General features: G+C 49.7%; 9 protein-coding genes. 2 read left to right on the top strand and 7 right to left on the bottom strand.

Annotation, left to right across the window (positions count from 1 at the left end):
• Nucleotides 1-31: 31 nt before the first annotated feature.
• The 6 genes from PRUTH_RS04345 to PRUTH_RS04320 form a co-directional block, all read right to left on the bottom strand.
• The gene (locus PRUTH_RS04345; protein ID WP_371741517.1) at nt 32-2,416 is read right to left on the bottom strand and encodes a glycoside hydrolase family 15 protein; all 2,385 of its coding nucleotides are present in this window, start codon (nt 2,414-2,416) and stop codon (nt 32-34) included.
• A gap of 15 nt (nt 2,417-2,431) precedes the next feature.
• Nucleotides 2,432-3,919: an MFS transporter gene (locus PRUTH_RS04340; RefSeq protein ID WP_151172615.1), complete on the bottom strand. Its 1,488-nt coding sequence runs from the start codon at nt 3,917-3,919 to the stop codon at nt 2,432-2,434.
• A complete protein-coding gene (locus PRUTH_RS04335; protein ID WP_151172614.1) occupies nt 3,919-5,751 on the bottom strand; it encodes an alpha-amylase family glycosyl hydrolase in 1,833 nt (610 codons plus the stop codon). The genes PRUTH_RS04340 and PRUTH_RS04335 overlap by 1 nt, the downstream gene beginning before the upstream one ends.
• Before the next feature lie 82 nt (nt 5,752-5,833).
• Complete coding sequence (locus PRUTH_RS04330; RefSeq protein WP_151172613.1) at nt 5,834-7,648, bottom strand: glycoside hydrolase family 13 protein; 1,815 nt, start codon at nt 7,646-7,648, stop codon at nt 5,834-5,836.
• Nucleotides 7,648-9,141: a tryptophan halogenase family protein gene (locus PRUTH_RS04325; protein ID WP_151172612.1), complete on the bottom strand. Its 1,494-nt coding sequence runs from the start codon at nt 9,139-9,141 to the stop codon at nt 7,648-7,650. Before PRUTH_RS04325 ends, PRUTH_RS04330 begins: the two co-directional genes overlap by 1 nt.
• An 86-nt stretch (nt 9,142-9,227) precedes the next feature.
• A complete protein-coding gene (locus tag PRUTH_RS04320; RefSeq protein WP_053910400.1) occupies nt 9,228-12,032 on the bottom strand; it encodes a TonB-dependent receptor in 2,805 nt (934 codons plus the stop codon).
• A gap of 652 nt (nt 12,033-12,684) precedes the next feature.
• On the opposite strand from PRUTH_RS04320, the gene PRUTH_RS04315 reads away from it, so the two are divergent.
• Nucleotides 12,685-14,331 carry an alpha-glucosidase family protein gene (locus tag PRUTH_RS04315; RefSeq protein WP_151172611.1) on the top strand — a complete coding sequence of 549 codons (1,647 nt, stop codon included), beginning with the start codon at nt 12,685-12,687 and terminating at the stop codon, nt 14,329-14,331.
• 160 nt (nt 14,332-14,491) lie between these two features.
• The gene (locus PRUTH_RS04310; protein ID WP_022945095.1) at nt 14,492-14,728 is read left to right on the top strand and encodes a hypothetical protein; all 237 of its coding nucleotides are present in this window, start codon (nt 14,492-14,494) and stop codon (nt 14,726-14,728) included.
• A 78-nt stretch (nt 14,729-14,806) separates the two neighbouring features.
• On the opposite strand, the gene topA is transcribed toward PRUTH_RS04310, so the two are convergent.
• On the bottom strand, nt 14,807-17,452 hold the full coding sequence (gene topA / locus PRUTH_RS04305; protein WP_151172610.1) for a type I DNA topoisomerase: 2,646 nt from the start codon (nt 17,450-17,452) through the stop codon (nt 14,807-14,809).
• Nucleotides 17,453-17,466 lie beyond the last annotated feature (14 nt).

Here is a 17,466-nt window from a genome sequence, read left to right as displayed (position 1 = left end):
AACGCCAGCGGCTTGTATTTCTCAAGGTCGTTTACTGCAACGCTTGCTCAACAATGGGGTAATGGTCCCATACCGTCTTATCAGTCAATGAGCGCAGTAGCTTCACGTATTCGGCGTGGGTCCACGCCAGTGGCGTGGCCGAGTTTGTGCCCTCGCCAAGCTCATAGCCAAACGGGTTGACACCGACACCATCCCACACTTGCTCCGGCAGCATCATGCCCTTATTAGCAAAGGCTTCCATACCGAACACATAGGTGTGCTGAATACGCTGATAGTCTTTCGCTGTGAACCCGCCACGTACGGCATTGGCTGCGGCAATTTCATAGTGACCCCGCTCACCGGTGAAAAAGGGCCATACCCGACCGCGCTGACCGTCGGTATTGTTGCCGCCCTCGGCATAGTTGCTACCCCGCTTTTCATCTTCGCCGTAACCGTCATTACCATAGCGACGCCAACCGGGATAGGCGCGCCCCTGCTCATCGGTAAAGGTATATTTGACTCGCAGATTATCGACGAGACTTTGGTCGTCGTACTCAGGCAGAGACGCAGTCACCGACTCGCTGTCTGCACCACGCACGCCATAGCGCACCAGTTCTAAAAAGCCGCCATCTAAAATCTGCTTTTTATCCATACCGGCACGACCATTGTTTGCGGCCAGCCGGGTATCGCCATTGGTATTTTCATCCTGGGCGATACGCACAAAATAGCGGCCATCGCTGGCTTCACCCGTTAATGTGCCTTTACTGGTAAACATCAAGGCTTCAATGTCTTGCTCATACTGCTTCGCCGTTGCCAAATAACGCTGGGCACTGTCGGTATCATCGCTTAGCTTGGCAATTTCCCCGGCACTGATCAATCCAGCCACTACGGCGGCGGTAGTAGAAGGCGAGTAGCCTGCTTGCTCTTCCCAACGCTCCTGCTGCGTATAAGGCGGCGTGATCTGGGTGTCATTCCACAGGATTTTTGCCAGTCCCCCTTCGACCAAGAAGTCTGCAGCCGGCTGCAGCATGGTACGATACCACTGAGTGAGTTCGTTTTTCGACAGCACCCCGCCTTTGTATAGTTTCCAGGCGAGCATGATAGGCATTGCGGTTTGATCCAGTTGCACCCCCACCCACTCTAATTCACCGTCAACATGGGTCTTTTGTAAAAACCAGCCGGTATCACCTTGGTTGCCAGGGGTATCCTCTCGTACTTGGACCTTAGGTAAATAGTTAAACGCCGCTTTTGCCGTTTGCGTATCCCCCATGGCTAGAAAAGCCATAGCAACTTGATAGAAGTCGCGTACCCATACCGCCTTATAGCCAGTATGGCCTTGCTCTGCGGCCACGGTATCACCCCATGGGTTTGATAAAGAGGCAATCAATGCCCCGGCATGGGTTTTGTCTTCCTGCGCTTTGAGCACTAAGGCACTGGTATTGAGTAATTTGCCGCCATCAGTGCTGGCATCATAAAGACGCTCAAGCTGCAAGCTCTGCAAATAATCCTGCCAGCCAATGGCATCGCCATCCCCATTATAGTGCGCAAGCACCTTATCATAGCCACGCTTCAGCGTTTTTTGACCCTGAGCAAGCGCGTCTTGTTCACTGTTGCCATAACTTAACACCAGATCAAACTGGCTGTTTTCGCTTATCTCGCCGAGTGTGGCACTCATGGCGACATTCCCCGCTTGCTCGCCAGTGCTTTGATAGCGCGTGAACTCACCGCGCGCTTTAAGCTGCGAGTAGCGATCCGATTGACCAACAAAACCAACGGAGCCGTCATTAAGACCCTTGGCGCTTTGCAAGCTCAGGTAATGGCCACCGGAATAAGCAATAAGGGCATCGTCGGCAACTTTGGCCCGGTCGTCAACGCCATCATTATTCACATAAGGGTTCACCTGCACATGTGCTCGCAGCCCCGGCTCATTGGCCTGAAAACGTACGCGCACCATCAGTGACTGCGCATCCGGGTCGGTAAAGATATCTTTAATAATGCGAAAGCGCCCTTGGCTATCCTCACTGGTTACCCGGTATGCCAATGATGTCGGTCGCCCTTGGGGGTCGACATCAAGGTATTCCACGCTATTGCTAAGACCATCGCTTTCAGCGACAACGAAGTCCTCACCACTGACAATAAATTGCATGTCACGAATTTGCGCTTGGTGAATCAGCCCAAACATGGTTTCGGTGATCATCCCTTTTGCCAAGGAAAACCACACTTTTGATACCGTGCCTGTGGCACTGTTGTCATCGTAACGACCTTGTTGATAAGCCTCATAAGAGGTACCAATACCGGTTTTGCCCGAATACGCCCAAAACGGTTTATCGCCAGGAGCCCCCGGCGCGCTATCGCTGTTCGCTGTGGGGGCGGCACTGTTACATCCCGCCACCGTTGCCAGTACCATGGCACTGGCAATTGCGTTTAATACTTTCACTGTATCACCCTTAGATTAATGATTAAGTTTCACCCGCGTAAGTGCAAGCGCTGCCAACACAAAAGACACGCCACCAATGATGAGCGCGTAAATAGGTTGATTGGCAAAGCCATGCTTTAAAATAAGCCCGAGAATACTGGCTGCAAGCAACTGCGGAATAACGATAAAGAAATTGAAAATACCCATGTACACGCCCATTTTCGAGCTCGGTAGCGCGCTCGAGAGCATGGCATAAGGCAACGAAAGAATAGACGCCCACGCAAAGCCAATTCCCACCATAGGTAGCATCAGCCAGGCTGGGTCACTAATAACCAAAAAGCTGGCCAGCGACAGTGCGCCTAAGAGCAAGTTAAGGGCATGGGCGATGCGAATACCGACGCGCTTCACCATCACCGGGATCACCAGTGCGGCCAGCGCAGCAAAGCCGTTATAAGCGGCAAACAGCACGCCAACCCAGTCAGCACCATCATTGTAAGCTTTAGAAGTAACATCAACACTGCCGTAGTGGTGGCTGGTCACCGCAGCCGTGGTGTAAATCCACATCGCAAAGAGCGAAAACCAACTGAAAAACTGCACCCAGGCAAGTTGACGCATGGCCTTAGGCATAGTGAAAACATCGTGTACCACCGTGAAGAAGCCGTTGCCTGTGTAGCCTTGGCGCTGTTGCCAAGCGGCGATGCCTTGTAACATGGCAAAGGCCAGCAGTAAGCCCCCGAGCAAGTACAACTCTTTCTCTAACTCCATCACCCCAACGGCTGCGATAATCGCCGCCCCTGATAGGCCGCTGACCACTAAAGTGCGAGCAAAGTTAATGACCTGCGTGGTATCGATAGTGGTATTGGCCTGTGCGTCGTCATTAAACGCCGCGAGCTGCTCTGGGCTGTATTCCTTGGTGGTAAACACCGTCCACATAACACATCCCAACAAGAACGCACCGCCGACGTAAAAGGCATACTGCACTGAAGGAGGAATCACCCCGGCGGCAGCGGTATTACTGACATCAAACCAATTGCTTAAGATCCACGGTAAACTGGAAGCGACCACCGCCCCCACGCCAATGAAAAAGCTTTGTAGTGAGTAGCCGAGCGCACGTTGCTTGTTCGGCAAGTTATCACCGACTAATGCACGAAAGGGTTCCATGGTGACGTTAATTGACGCATCCATAATCCATAACATGCCCGCCGCAACCCACAGTGTTGGTGAGTTAGGCATTACCACTAAGGCCGCCGTGGTGACGATCGCACCGTAAAAGAAATACGGACGGCGACGTCCTAAGCGCCCCCACGTTTTATCACTCATATAACCAATAATGGGTTGCACGATAAGCCCGGTAAGCGGCGCCGCCACCCATAAAATGGGGATGTCATCGATTTTTGCTCCGAGCGTTTGGAAAATGCGGCTGACATTAGCGTTTTGCAACGCAAAGCCAAACTGGATCCCCATGAATCCGAGGCACATATTCCATATTTGCCAAAAGCTTAAGCTGGGTCTTTCATTTTGCATTATTGTTTACTTCCTAATTGCACCACACTGACACCCTGATATGGCAATGTTAAGCTGATGCCTTGGGCATCGAATTGTGGCTCTGTGCCTAGTAAGGTTTCCCCCTCGCCACTGACGATATCAATACGCACAGACTGTGGCTGCTGCGCGAAGTTAGCCACCACGAGAATGCGCTGCTGCGCGAGTTGGCGCACAAAGCTAACCACCTGCTTTGGTTGTGAGTTGGCAACGCTTTGCAGCTCACCGCCGACAATGGCAGGCAACGAATTAAGGGCCATAAGTTGGACATAAAACTGCCGTAATTGGCGCTGCTCTGGGCTCAGCAGTGCACCGTCAAAGGCGCCGTTATTCATCCACTGTTGATGAGCAGGCACCCCAATGTAGTCAAAAATACTGGTGCGTGTTGGGTCGCCAAACCCGGGCTCTTCGGAGCCATCCTCGCCCACTGTTTGGCCAAAATAGAGCATGCTTGGCGAGCGTCCGATTAAGGTCGACACCGTCATCGCGGGCTTGCCCCAGTTCATGTCGCCGGCGAAATCGCTGCTGGCGATACGCTGCTCGTCGTGGTTTTCTAAAAAGTGCAACATGTGCTGCTCAATATCCGCCACCTCTTGGTGCTTAGCAAGCAAAGTATCCGCACCTTGTTGCCCCTGAATAATGGCTTTTAAGGTGTCATAAAAACCCACCTTGTCGTACAGGTAATCCATTTTCCCTTGGTGAATATAAGGGCGATATAGGGTTGGGTTATACACTTCGGCAAGTAAGAAGGCATCGGGGTTGGTCATTTTAATAGCGGAGTTTAGGAAGCTCCAAAACTCTACCGGCACCATTTCTGCCATATCATAGCGAAAGCCATCCACGCCTTTGGCCAGCCAGTACTGAGTAATATCGCGGAATTTATACCAGCTATCCGGTAGGGATTTATCTTGCCAAAACTGGTAGTGAGCACGGTAATCTTTGTTCGCATAGTCCTCAGGCAAACGCGGGAAGTCATAGCTGCCATCGGGTTTGACACCATAATTGATCTTTACCGTCTCGTACCAATCGTTGATATCAGGCTGCGCCTTGCGCGCGCCATTGCCGGTCCATTTCGCTGGGGTTTCCGCAAAGTGGCCATCGGCCTTGGGGTGGCTCATCCCCCCGAGTACTTGATACTGCGGCGACTGCGGTACCTGAAATGACTCACCGACCACATAATAAAAGTTGTTATCGCGGCGATAGCTGACGCTGGTATCGTCATTGGCGCCGAAATCCGCTACTCCCTCGGGCTTAGATACCGAGTGATAATCACGCGCGACATGGTTAGGCACAATATCGATAAGCACTTTCATGCCCTGCTCATGAGTACGAGCAATCAAGGCCTCGAACTCTTGTAAGCGATCGCTTGGTTTCGCCGCTAGGTCGGGGTTAACGTTATAATAATCTTTAATGGCATAGGGTGAGCCCGCCCGCCCCTTGACCACATCAGGATCATCACCTAGTAGTCCGAAGTCACTGTAGTCGGTGACCGTGGCGTGGTGTAACACCCCGGTATACCAAATATGAGTCACCCCCAACTCTTTAATCCCCGCGAGGGCTTTGTCATCAAAATCGGCAAATTTGCCTACGCCATTTTCGCTGAGCGTGCCCCATGGTTTATTAGTTTGCTTGGTGTTACCAAATAAGCGCGTAAACACTTGGTAGACCACCGGCTTTTGTACTTGCTCGGCATCTTGTTGCAGCTCTTTTTCAGCGTCTTTGCTGTGCGAGGAACTGGTGTTTTCAGAGCAGCCTAGCAGGGCTACAGCCAATGACCCAGCCAGTAGCGTGGTTGTTAACTTGTTGTCTTTCATGGGTACACTTTGTTATTTCTTTTATGACAAAAATACTACGTTCTCCACGGCCCCTTTGATATGCCGTGCATACGTATTCACTCTATTGCAGTGCTAAAATCATGGCTTGTTCAGCGCCGATTGCCAGCGTCTGATTTAACCGTAACATCTCACCACTTAGCAGGTTTTTGGCCTGCTTTGCGCCTTGTAAAATCTCGGCATAAGGTGCCAGTTCTAGGTGCTGTTTACCGCCTTTATTCAATATCACCACAATGCGCTGCTCATTATCAATACGGGCATACAGGTAGACATTGTCCTTGGGGGCAAAGTGCACCATCCGACCTTGACGCAGCGCGCTATGTTGTTTGCGCAACTGCAATAAGGTGCGCAGATAGCCTTGCATCTGTGTTTGCTCTGCGCTCAAGCCTTGCCCAGTGATGGCATCGGCTTGATGGCCACTGAAACCGCCGGGGAACTCAATACGAATATCCCCATGGGCATCCGAAGGGGTGTTATCAAGTAACACCTCGGTACCATAATAGACTTGGGGAATGCCACGAATAGTAAGCATCAGTGTCATTGCCAACTTGGTTTTGTTAACGCTTTGCCCGAGCTGGGTGTATATGCGGCTCATATCATGGTTATCGGCAAACACCAGCAAGTCATCGGCGTTGGCATACATAAAATCATTACCGAGACTTTGATACACCCGTACCCAGCCGGTGTGCCAACCGGGCTCTTCATTGAGGGCTTTGACCAGAGCCGCTTGCAACGGGAAGTCCATCATTGAATTGATGGCGGTGCTAAAACCGTCTTGGTTGTGTTTGCCGCGCTGCCAATAAGCAATAATCCCTGGATTGGTGGTCCACTCCTCACCAACAATGCTGAAGTTGGGATACTCGGCCATAATGGCCTGACTCCAACGGGCCATAAAGGCTTTATCGGAATAGGAATTGGTATCGACGCGAATACCGCTAAGCCCGGCCTGCTCAATCCACCATATACTGTGCTGAATCAAATAAGTGCTCAGCTCGTCTACACGCTGATTCAGGTCGGGCATTGCTGGTACAAACCACGCATCGTTAAAGCGAGTGCGATCGTATTCGCTGCTATGGGGGTCCATCACCGTTTGTCGGCGATGATTATTAGCCAAAAACTCACCGCCATTGTTAATCCAATCTCGGCTCGGTTTATCGGCTACCCATGGGTGATTGACGCCAATGTGATTGGGCACCATATCCATGATCACCCCGATACCCCGCTCAGCGGCTTGCGCCACCATATCAAAATAGGCCTCATTGCCGCCCATGCGCGGGTCGATGGCATATAGGTTGGTCATCGCATACCCATGGTATGACCCTGTGGCCATATTATTTTCTCGCGCTGGAGTGAGCCATAGTTGCGTAAAGCCCATGCGCTTTAGGTAATCAAGACGCTCGGTTATTCCTTGTAAATCACCACCACGGCGGCCGTCGCGCGCCTGACGGTCGACTTTTTCTATCATGCTGGGGTGGTTATCGTTATGAACGTTGCCGTTAGCAAAGCGATCGGGATTAATAAGGTAGATCACATCATCACTGCTAAAACCCTGACGTTGCTTTGAATTGTGCGCCCGCGCCTTGAGTTGATAGTCAAATTGAGTGCCATCGTCGGCGACAAACTGCAGTGTGCCTGGACGCGCTTGGGCACCGATATGCACGCTGAGAAACTGATAGTTGTCGGAGTCAAGATGATGCTGACGCGTTAGCTTAACGCCGTCGTATGGGCGTAACTGCCACTGCCGCTGGGCAGTATTTGGTGCATGCAGCAGTAATTGCACATCGGGGTTTTGCATTCCTACCCACCAATGTTTTGGCGCCACTTCGAGGCCCTGACAAGGTAATGCCAATAAGGCTAATAACACCATAAATACACGCATTAGCTTAGATTCCTTTGAATAAATTGTTGGTGGCTCGGCATGCTTTGCACTGCCTGATTAATCAGTGTGCGTAAACTTTGCAGTAATTCATCAAGTTGCTCATTTGATAATTGCTCAGCCAGCGGATGGTGCTGTTGGGGCCAACAGTTTTGACCGATCAATACCTGCTGCCAGGCCACTTCGGCAAAGAGTTCATCTTGATAGCGGTGCACCTGCCCGCTTTGTTGGAACTGGGCGATACGCTCGCTGAGAGATGGCGGCAGTTCCATATCGGCGCAGTAACGCCAAAAACGACTATCTTGGCGCTGATTGAGGGCATAATGGAGAATAATAAAGTCGCGAATTTGTGCCATTTCGGTGCTAAATAAGCGGTTAAATGCACGCACCGAGGCGGGAGCAATGCCTTGGTGTGGAAAATGTTTCAGTAAGCGGATCACCGCAGTTTGAATCAAATGGATACTGGTGGACTCAAGGGGCTCAAGGAAGCCACTGCTTAAACCGATGGCGACCACATTTTTGTGCCATTGCTGGCGCCTAGCACCAGTGCGAAATGGGATCACCCGGGGCTCATGCAATGCCTCACCGGGAAGGTTTGCCAGTAACTGCGCCTTGGCTTGGTCGTCATCGAGGTAGCGAGAGCAGTAAACTAAGCCATTACCAACGCGATGCTGCAACGGGATTTGCCACTGCCAACCGCTATCATGAGCGATGGAGCGGGTATAAGGTAGCGGGTCTTTATCGTCGCCGTGATGCGATTGCACAGCGATGGCGCGGTCGCACGGTAACCAGTGTGACCAATCCTCAAAACCGACCCCTAAGGTTTGCGCTATCAACAGTGCTCGTTGACCGCTGCAATCAATGAATAAGTCCCCTTCTACGCGCTCGCCTGATTGTAACACCAACGCCTGCACATCGCCGTTATCACTTTGCTCAACCTTATCAACCTTAGCGTCTATACGCTGAACGCCAAAGTGTTCGGCGCGCTCGCGCAACAGTTGCGCATACAAGCTGGCGTCAAAATGATACGCATGCTCAGTACCGGCTAACTGGGTATTGGGTAAATGCCGCAGTGGTGCAAAGCGCCCTGCTTTTGCTGCTTGGAAATTAAGTGAGTAATCCCACAACGAATGGCCAAGACCTTGCTCTTTTGCATGGTGAAAAAGGTGATGAAAATCACAAAAGGGCAGCGCTTTACCTAAACGACCAAACGCATGCATGTAGCTGTCGCCCTTGCGGCCCCAGTTTTCAAACTGGATCCCTAATTTGATCGTCGCTCCAGTGCGCTTTATCAGCGTTTTTTCATCAATCCCCAAGGCGTTGTTAAAGGCGACAATCGGCGGTATGGTCGCTTCGCCGACACCGACAGTACCAATATCCGTGGACTCCACTAAGGTGATACTCAGCTGTTTACCCAGCATTTTTGCCAGCAACGCGGCACTCAACCACCCTGCTGTACCGCCTCCTAAGATCACCACCCGATTAATATTTGCCATCTCTGCGTGCCCCGCTATTAGCTGTTAACTTCAAAAAAGCCCTTGAAAATTCAAGGGCTTTTTAAACAAGTTACGACAGTTAAGAGTTATAGCTCATACTTGAAACCGAGCAAGTAGGTACGACCATAATCTTGGTAATCACGTACTTGCAGGGCATTGTCACCTTGTAGCGAGATAAACGGCTCTTCGGTGATGTTTTGCACTTGGAAAGTAATCTCTAGACTCTCTAGGCCTTGAATACCGGAATCAGCAAAGTCATACCCAAGCTGTGCATCCCAGATGGTTTCACCTTGGATATCGACTTGGTCAGTTGAGAAACCCACACCGTAGATATCGCCTTTAAAGTCACTACGCTTACGCATGCTCGTACGTGCGGTGAAGCCATAGCGCTCATAGTACAAGGTTAAGCTTTGAATGCTGTCAGACAAACCTGGCAATTCATAGTCGTTGCCATTGGGGTCTTCCATATCCTGCTCAACACCGGTATGGCTGGCCAGTAGGCCAAAACCTTCTAGCTCATCGGCAAATAAGTTAAACGGTAATGCCACGGAAAGCTCGTAACCCCATAGGTCACCGCCACCGCCATTGATTTTACCTGAGCCGGTACCGGTGCTGTTTGGTGGAATTTCACCAGTAGCCGGGTCCGCCACGCCGCTCATATCAATCTCATAGTTACCGTCAAAAATCCATTGGTTCAGGTCTTTATAGAACACCGCTGCCGAGAAGTAACCTTCTTCACTAAAGTAGTTCTCATAGCTTAAGTCGAAGCCCGTCGCCTCTTTGGGTTCAAGCTCCGGGTTGCCGCCGGATACCGACCAATAATTGCCGTTTTCATCTGGCTGCTGGGCATTGTACGAGGCGCTGATTGAGGCATTCATTTCATCTAAGCGCGCACGAGAAATGGTTTTCGCCGCACCAAAACGCAGCGTTTGCTGCTCATCTAGAGCAAAGTTAAGGTTTAGGCTCGGCAGCACATTGCTGTAGTCGTGGCTAATATCGGTGGGTTCGGCCACAACGAGGCCATCAACGACATTAAAGGCATTACCCTGTGACGACTGTTTGGTATACACATAACGCACACCGACATTACCCGTTACTGGGATATCACCTAGCTCTGCATTAATATTGGCTTGTACAAAGGCGGCGGTGACTTCTTCTTGCACTGTCCATGAACGTGTTAAGTGCTTAGAGTCGGTTAGGCTTTCACGCAGCAGATTATAGTAACCGTCATCCACGAGCGCACGGGTATCGTAAGCGACCATTGGGCCCATGCCAATAAAGCTTAAATCGGCACTACCTAGACGATACTGCTCAGGCACTTCGAGCATGCCGACGTTCTCTGGGTAAGAGAAATCAGCCAAAGTCATAAAGTAGCCTTCAGAGACCTTGGTTTTCTCACGGTCACGATAAGACACGCCAAATTCCACACCGCTGATGTAGGCGTTATCCATTGCCTTGCTAGCGGCCAATTTCAACGTAGTTAATTCGTCTTCCACTTCTGGGGCATTAATAAAGCCATCTTGCGCGGTATTCTCATATGGCGTGCCGGTTAAGCCATATTGATTATTTAATGCCGCACTAGAACCCCAAGATAAAGGCCCACCTAATTGAATAAGGTTGAAGTCGCTGTAATCAAGCTGGTGCGAGAATTGGGCGCCGGTGTTGCCATCATCAAAGGCATAACCGATATTATCGGAAATACCGTTATTATCACCACGACCTGTACCTGAGTAGCTTTCGATACTCCATACTTGACGCTCTACTTCGGAGCGACTGGCGTCAAATTCCAACTCCCAGTCGTTGCTAAGGAGGTATTCTACATTAAAGCCAAACTGACTCAGATCCGCTTTACGCTCTTCAAAGTCGTTACGAACGACAACGCGTTGACCTTCTGTTAAGGCGCTGGTGATAAAGCCGCTGTCGGAGTCAACCGTTGCGCTCTCAGGAGAGATTGAGCCTTGACCCCAAGCAAAGGGGACTTCAATACCACGAAGGATTTTTTCGTCAGTAAAATCAACATAAAGCGCGTCAAAGGTCATGCTCAAGTCGCTGGTAGGCGCGTATTCAAGCACTAACATCGCAGAGTCACGCTCGAGCGTTGATGAGCGCACAAAAGGTTTCGCCCCACCCAAGATTGAATAAGTATCCCCTGAGTCTGTGGTAAATTCAGGGTAGCCCCATGAGTTCCAACGCTTTTCCTGGTTGGGTGAACTCATCGTTGTATAAGCAAAAGCAACGCCAAAGGTATCGTCAGCGAACTGATCAATGTAAGAGACCGTACCACGGAAGCCTTTGTCATCGCCGTCTGGATTTAGTTTATCGAAACTCGTTTGCTCAAGCTGGCCGTTAAACTGAATGACCTGCTCGCCCTTGCTTAGCGGCCGGACTGTTTGCATATCGATAACACCGGCAATGCCTTCAGCATCAAGTGATGCACTCGGTGTTTTATAGACCGTTACACCGCTCATAATTTCTGACGGGTAAAGGTCGAATTCTACGCCACGGTTGTCGCTGATAGAGACTTGTTCACGACCATTAAAGGTGGTGGCGCTCTCGTTTTCGCTAAAACCACGTACGCTGACACGTGATGCGCGACCGTCTAAGCGCTGTGCAGTCAAACCAGGTAAGCGAGCAATAGATTCAGCAATAGACGAATCTGGTAATTTACCAATGTCTTCCGCAGACACTGACTCTACCACTTCTGTTGCAAAACGCTTAGTATTGATTGACTCGACGACACTGCGGCGAAAGCCACGTACTTCAATCACTTCAACATCTTGCTGCTCATCGGCTTGCGCCTGCGCTTCGTTGCCTTGAGCATACGCGACTTGGCTACCTAAACCGGCACTCAACAGTGCAAGCGTTAGCATACTTGGTTTGAACATAGACATAGTGTTTTATCCCGATTAACCATTTTATTAGGACCAATTGGTGATAGTTAGCGCTGCACCAATTTGGCTCGTGTTGTTGTCGCAAAAAATACTAACGCTCGTCTTAAATTATTAACAAACTTATGCATACGTATTCAATGTAATTGCAGCTGCAATATTTTACATTTTAGTTACATCAAAATTAGCAACAATCCAGTAAATATGCGAGCTTGCTAGCCTTTACAGCACAGTTACAATTTAACACCCCCAACAATACGCTGCCCTAGCCTACGCCAGCCCCCTGAACCCATAAATAAGCCCACATCCCTTACTAGTAGGGCTATTGAGAACATGATAGTAAGAGCCCATACTGTGACGTGGTAATTGGTCTTACCATTCATTTTCGCACTACTTTAGTGCACTGGTGGGCTGAATCGCCTTAAATAAGTGCAAGACCCGATTACCGGAACCAGCCAACTCAATGGCACTGTTTCCATTGGTAAACAGCCTTTTGGTATCAATTTGGTGACAAAGCCAAGCAAACACTAAAGCCACCTGATGCGCTTTTGCATACGAATACATCATGCATACGTATGCAGATTTTTTACAAGCGTTCTGAGGTTGCCGTATTCTTTGCCAAGCAAAAAAATTAACCGATGTTCTGGAGCGAAACATGGCGAACCCTCTTTGGTGGAAAGGTGCGGTAATTTATCAGATTTACCCCCGCAGCTTTCAAGATACAAACGGCGATGGAATTGGCGACCTCCGAGGTATTATTAACCGCCTTGATTACATAAAAAGCTTGGGTGTGGATGCGGTGTGGATCTCACCGTTCTTCAAATCGCCAATGAAGGATTTCGGTTATGACATCAGCGACTATCGTGATATTGACCCTATTTTTGGCGATCTTACAGACTTCGATGAACTGATCGCCGAAGCACATCAGCGCGATATTAAAATCATTATTGATCAGGTATTGAGCCACACCTCTGATCAGCATCCCTGGTTCTTGCAAAGCCGCGAATCAAACAATAATGACTATGCCGATTGGTACGTGTGGGCAGACGCTAAAGAAGATGGCACGCAGCCTAACAATTGGCTATCCATTTTCGGCGGCCCGGCATGGCAATGGGAACCTCGTCGCGAACAGTATTATTTGCATAACTTTCTTACCGAGCAGCCAGACCTTAATTTTCATAACCCGCAAGTGCGTCAAGCGGTGCTTGATAACGTGGAGTTTTGGCTCAAAAAAGGGGTTGATGGCTTCCGCTTAGATGCCATTAACTTTTGTTATCACGACGCTCAATTACGTGATAACCCGGCAAAGCCAAAAGAAAAGCGTCAAGGCCGTGGTTTTAGCGAAGATAACCCGTACGCTTTTCAATACCACTACTACAACAACACGCAACCTGAAAACCTCGAATTTATGCGCGATATTCGTGCCTTACTCGACAAATATCCAGGCACGGTAGCACTTGGGGAGATCTCCTCTGAGGATTCCCTTGCAACCATGGCCGAATACACCAGCGGCGGCGACAAGCTGCATATGGGATATAGTTTCGAGCTACTAACCGATGATTACAGCAGCGCCTATATTCGTAAAACGGTTGAGACCTTAGAGGCGAATATGCTCGAGGGCTGGCCTTGCTGGGCGTTTAGTAATCATGATGTGGAGCGTGTTGCCAGCCGTTGGGCAAAAAACGGCGAAGTTAACCCTGAACAAGTCAAAATGTTGACCGCACTGCTTGGCTCCCTACGTGGCAGTGTATGCATGTATCAAGGCGAAGAACTGGCATTAGGCGAAGCGGATGTTGCATTCGAAGATTTGCAAGACCCGTACGGCATTACCTTTTGGCCCAACTTTAAAGGCCGTGATGGCTGTCGCACGCCGATGCCTTGGCAAGACGGTGAGCACGCCGGGTTTAGCACGGTAAAACCATGGCTGCCAGTAAGTCATGCTCACAGCCTACAACATGTTGCCAAACAACAACAGGATGCTCATTCAACGCTCAATGCCTACAGCGAATTTATGGCTTGGCGGCGTCAGCATCGTGCGTTAGTTGAAGGTGACATTCACTTTATTGATACTCATGAGCCCGTTCTTGCCTTTATCCGCAACCACGGTGATGAGTCCATATGTTGTTATTTTAACCTATCGGAGCAACCCGTGAGTGTCGAAGTAACGCACGCGCCCAGTCATCAATATCAAGATTCGTTGCGCCATCACACTGGGCGATTGCAAGGCCAAACACTGCATTTACCTGCATTTGGCTGTTGGTTTGCTCGTCTTTATCCCCTTCCCTTGTGTCATAAAACGTGACATTTTTTAGCACCCTACGGGGTGCTTTTTTTGTGCTTGTTCAAAAGTCATGTTGCTCACCCAAGGACAACGTCGGTTATCTTGACGATAAAAATAACTCACTTTCTAAAAACCGGGGATTACGCTAAAAATAAAGCACTTTCCAAAGAGGAACTATGCAATGAAATACCTTGTTTTAAGTGCGCTGTTTGCTATTGGCTTACAAAGTGCTTTTGCCAGCGATGACCTACCAGTCGCCCCCGAGGAGATAATCAAGGAGCACACGCAGATGTGCCTAGACTGGGCCACGGAAGATGACATTGATGCGCAAAGCCAGTATCAGTATGTGCTCGACTGTGTCAATGATGAGCTCAGTGACAATGGTTACCAGCACGTACAACAAGTGAATATCAAATAGCCACTTGCCTAATATGGGCCTAGGGGAATAAAAAAGCCGCTCAATCAATGTGAGCGGCTTTTTCTTTTTTTCTGCGGGTTACTTTTTCTTTTTCGCTTTCTTTTTCTCTTCTTCAACCCATTTACCACTTTCGTAGGTTGCCTTCCAGCCAGTCGCTTTACCATCGACTTCTGTCATTACATACTGCGACTTAGTCTTTCGGCTAAAACGTACTACCGCTGGGTTACCATCAGAGTCAGTCTCTGGCGCATCGGCTAAATAGTAAAATTTAGGTGATATACGGTCGCGAAAACGCTTTAATTCAGAAACCTTAGGTGCCCGAGTCTCCCGTGACTTAGGAAAAGTAGAGGCAGCCAAGAATATACCGGCAGCGCCATCACGCAGCACGAAATAGGCATCCGATTTCTCGCATTCAAGCTCTGGCAAGTGCACCGGGTCCTCTTTAGGTGGTGCCGGCTCGCCATTTTTAAGCAGTTTACGAGTATTTTTACAGTCTTCATTGGTACAGCCAAAATACTTACCGAAGCGACCGTTTTTCAGCTCCATATCGGCGCCACACTTATCGCACTCAATAATCGGACCATCATAGCCCTTGAGCTTAAACTGCCCTTGTTCAATGAGGTAGCCACTGCACGCGGGATTATTACCACAGACATGCAGTTTTCGGGTTTCATCAATTAAATATGAATCCATGGCGGTTTCACATTTAGGGCAACGCTTCATTTGCATCAGTGTTGATGTTTCAACATCTTCAACTTCATCGGCATTGACCGCTTCCTCACCAGGCGTGAGGTTCATGGTGGTGGTGCAGCGCTCTTTAGGGGGCAAGTTATACCCAGTACAACCTAAGAACACACCGGTTGATGCTGTGCGGATCCCCATTTTTCTGCCACAGCTAGGACAATCAATGTCAGTCTCGACCATTTGGTTTTGACGCATTCCGCCTTGCGCCTCATCGCCACTGGCAATTGCTAACTTTTCCGAGAAGTCGGCATAAAAGTTATCCAGCACTTGAGTCCACTGGCGTTCGCCCTCGGCAATATCATCCAGGCGCTCTTCCATTTTGGCGGTAAAGTCGTAGTTCAACAGCTCGGTAAAGTTCTCAACAAGGCGATCGGTGACGATTTCACCCATTTTTTCAGCGAAGAAACGACGGTTTTCCACCCGCACATAGCCTCTGTCCTGAATAGTGCCGATGATCGAAGCATAGGTTGAGGGTCGACCGATACCGCGCTTCTCAAGCTCTTTAACCAAGCTTGCTTCACTGTATCGCGCTGGCGGCTTGGTAAAGTGCTGTTGTGGGTCCAGCTTATCTAAGCTTAATTCATCACCGACACTCAATGCTGGCAGCGCTTGCTCTTCATCGCTTTTCTTGCGCACAGCAGGTTGCACTCGGGTCCAACCATCAAAACGTAATACACGGCCTTTGGCTTTAAGCTCAAACTCACCCGCTGTGACCGTCACTGTGGTTAAATCGTATTGCGCTGGCACCATCTGGCAGGCAACAAATTGACGCCAAATAAGCTCATACAGTTTCTTCGCGTCAGCATCAACACCCTCAACATGCCCTGAAAGAACGTTCACATCTGACGGTCGGATTGCTTCGTGCGCTTCTTGTGCGTTGCCTTTTGCGCTGTAAATATTGGCTTTTTCCGGCAGGTAATTGTCGCCAAAATTATCGGCCACATAACCGCGACACATGGCGATAGCGTCTTGTGACAAGTTAGTCGAGTCGGTACGCATATAGGTAATATAACCGGCTTCGTAAAGACGCTGCGCTAGCATCATGGTCTTTTTAACGCCATAACCTAAGCGCGTACTGGCCGCTTGTTGCATGGTGGAGGTGATAAAAGGCGCACTTGGGCGGCTTTTACTCGGTTTTTCTTCAACGTCGGTAACTTGGTACTGAGCCGATTGCAGCTGCGCCACAGCGGCCTCTGCCTGGTCATTATTAACCGGTTTAAAGGCTTTACCTTGCTCTTTGGTTACCAGAAGACGTAACGCATCGGCTTTGGCTTGTACATCAGCATGAATATCCCAAAACTCTTGCGGGATAAAGGCCTTGATTTCGCGCTCGCGTTCCACGAGAAGACGAACGGCAACGGACTGCACGCGCCCAGCAGATAACCCGCGCGCCACTTTTTGCCACAACAAAGGCGAGACCATAAAGCCAACAACACGGTCTAGGAAGCGTCGCGCTTGCTGAGCCTGTACCATATCGGTATTGAGCTCGCCCGGGGTAGAAAAGGCCTGTTGAATGGCATTTTTGGTGATTTCGTTAAAAACCACCCGTTTGTACTTCGACTTATCACCGCCGATAATCTCTTCAAGGTGCCATGCAATGGCTTCCCCTTCTCTATCCAAATCCGTTGCGAGATAAATTTCATCTGCCGTTTCGGCGAGTTTTTTTAATTCTTGAGCAACTTTTTCTTTGCCGGGTAGCACCTCATAGTGAGGCTCCCAGCCTTTTTCTGGGTCTATACCCATGCGTGCAACTAGGTTTTGATAGTCACGCTTCTTTTTATAGGCGGCTTTTTCCTCAGGGGCCATTTTGCGCACTTCGGCGGGGGATTTTGCCGCAGGCGCCTTCGCCTTACCTGACCCAGAGGTGGGAAGGTCGCGTACGTGACCTACGCTGGACTTAACAACATAGTCCTTGCCTAGGTATTTATTAATTGTTTTTGCTTTTGCAGGAGACTCTACAATGACTAGCGATTTGCCCATAATAGCCTAAGTTG

This window comes from Pseudoalteromonas ruthenica, assembly GCF_008808095.1.
Lineage (GTDB): Bacteria > Pseudomonadota > Gammaproteobacteria > Enterobacterales > Alteromonadaceae > Pseudoalteromonas > Pseudoalteromonas ruthenica.
Note: the sequence above shows the minus strand (reverse complement) of the source record. Positions and strands in the feature narration are given on the sequence as shown.

Coding starts and splice junctions, on each gene's coding strand:
- PRUTH_RS04335 (WP_151172614.1), bottom strand. CDS start 5,751: ATGAAAGACAACAAGTTAACAACCACGCTACTGGCTGGGTCATTGGCT.
- PRUTH_RS04310 (WP_022945095.1), top strand. CDS start 14,492: ATGAAATACCTTGTTTTAAGTGCGCTGTTTGCTATTGGCTTACAAAGT.
- PRUTH_RS04340 (WP_151172615.1), bottom strand. CDS start 3,919: ATGCAAAATGAAAGACCCAGCTTAAGCTTTTGGCAAATATGGAATATG.
- PRUTH_RS04330 (WP_151172613.1), bottom strand. CDS start 7,648: ATGCGTGTATTTATGGTGTTATTAGCCTTATTGGCATTACCTTGTCAG.
- PRUTH_RS04315 (WP_151172611.1), top strand. CDS start 12,685: ATGGCGAACCCTCTTTGGTGGAAAGGTGCGGTAATTTATCAGATTTAC.
- PRUTH_RS04325 (WP_151172612.1), bottom strand. CDS start 9,141: ATGGCAAATATTAATCGGGTGGTGATCTTAGGAGGCGGTACAGCAGGG.
- PRUTH_RS04320 (WP_053910400.1), bottom strand. CDS start 12,032: ATGTCTATGTTCAAACCAAGTATGCTAACGCTTGCACTGTTGAGTGCC.
- topA (WP_151172610.1), bottom strand. CDS start 17,452: ATGGGCAAATCGCTAGTCATTGTAGAGTCTCCTGCAAAAGCAAAAACA.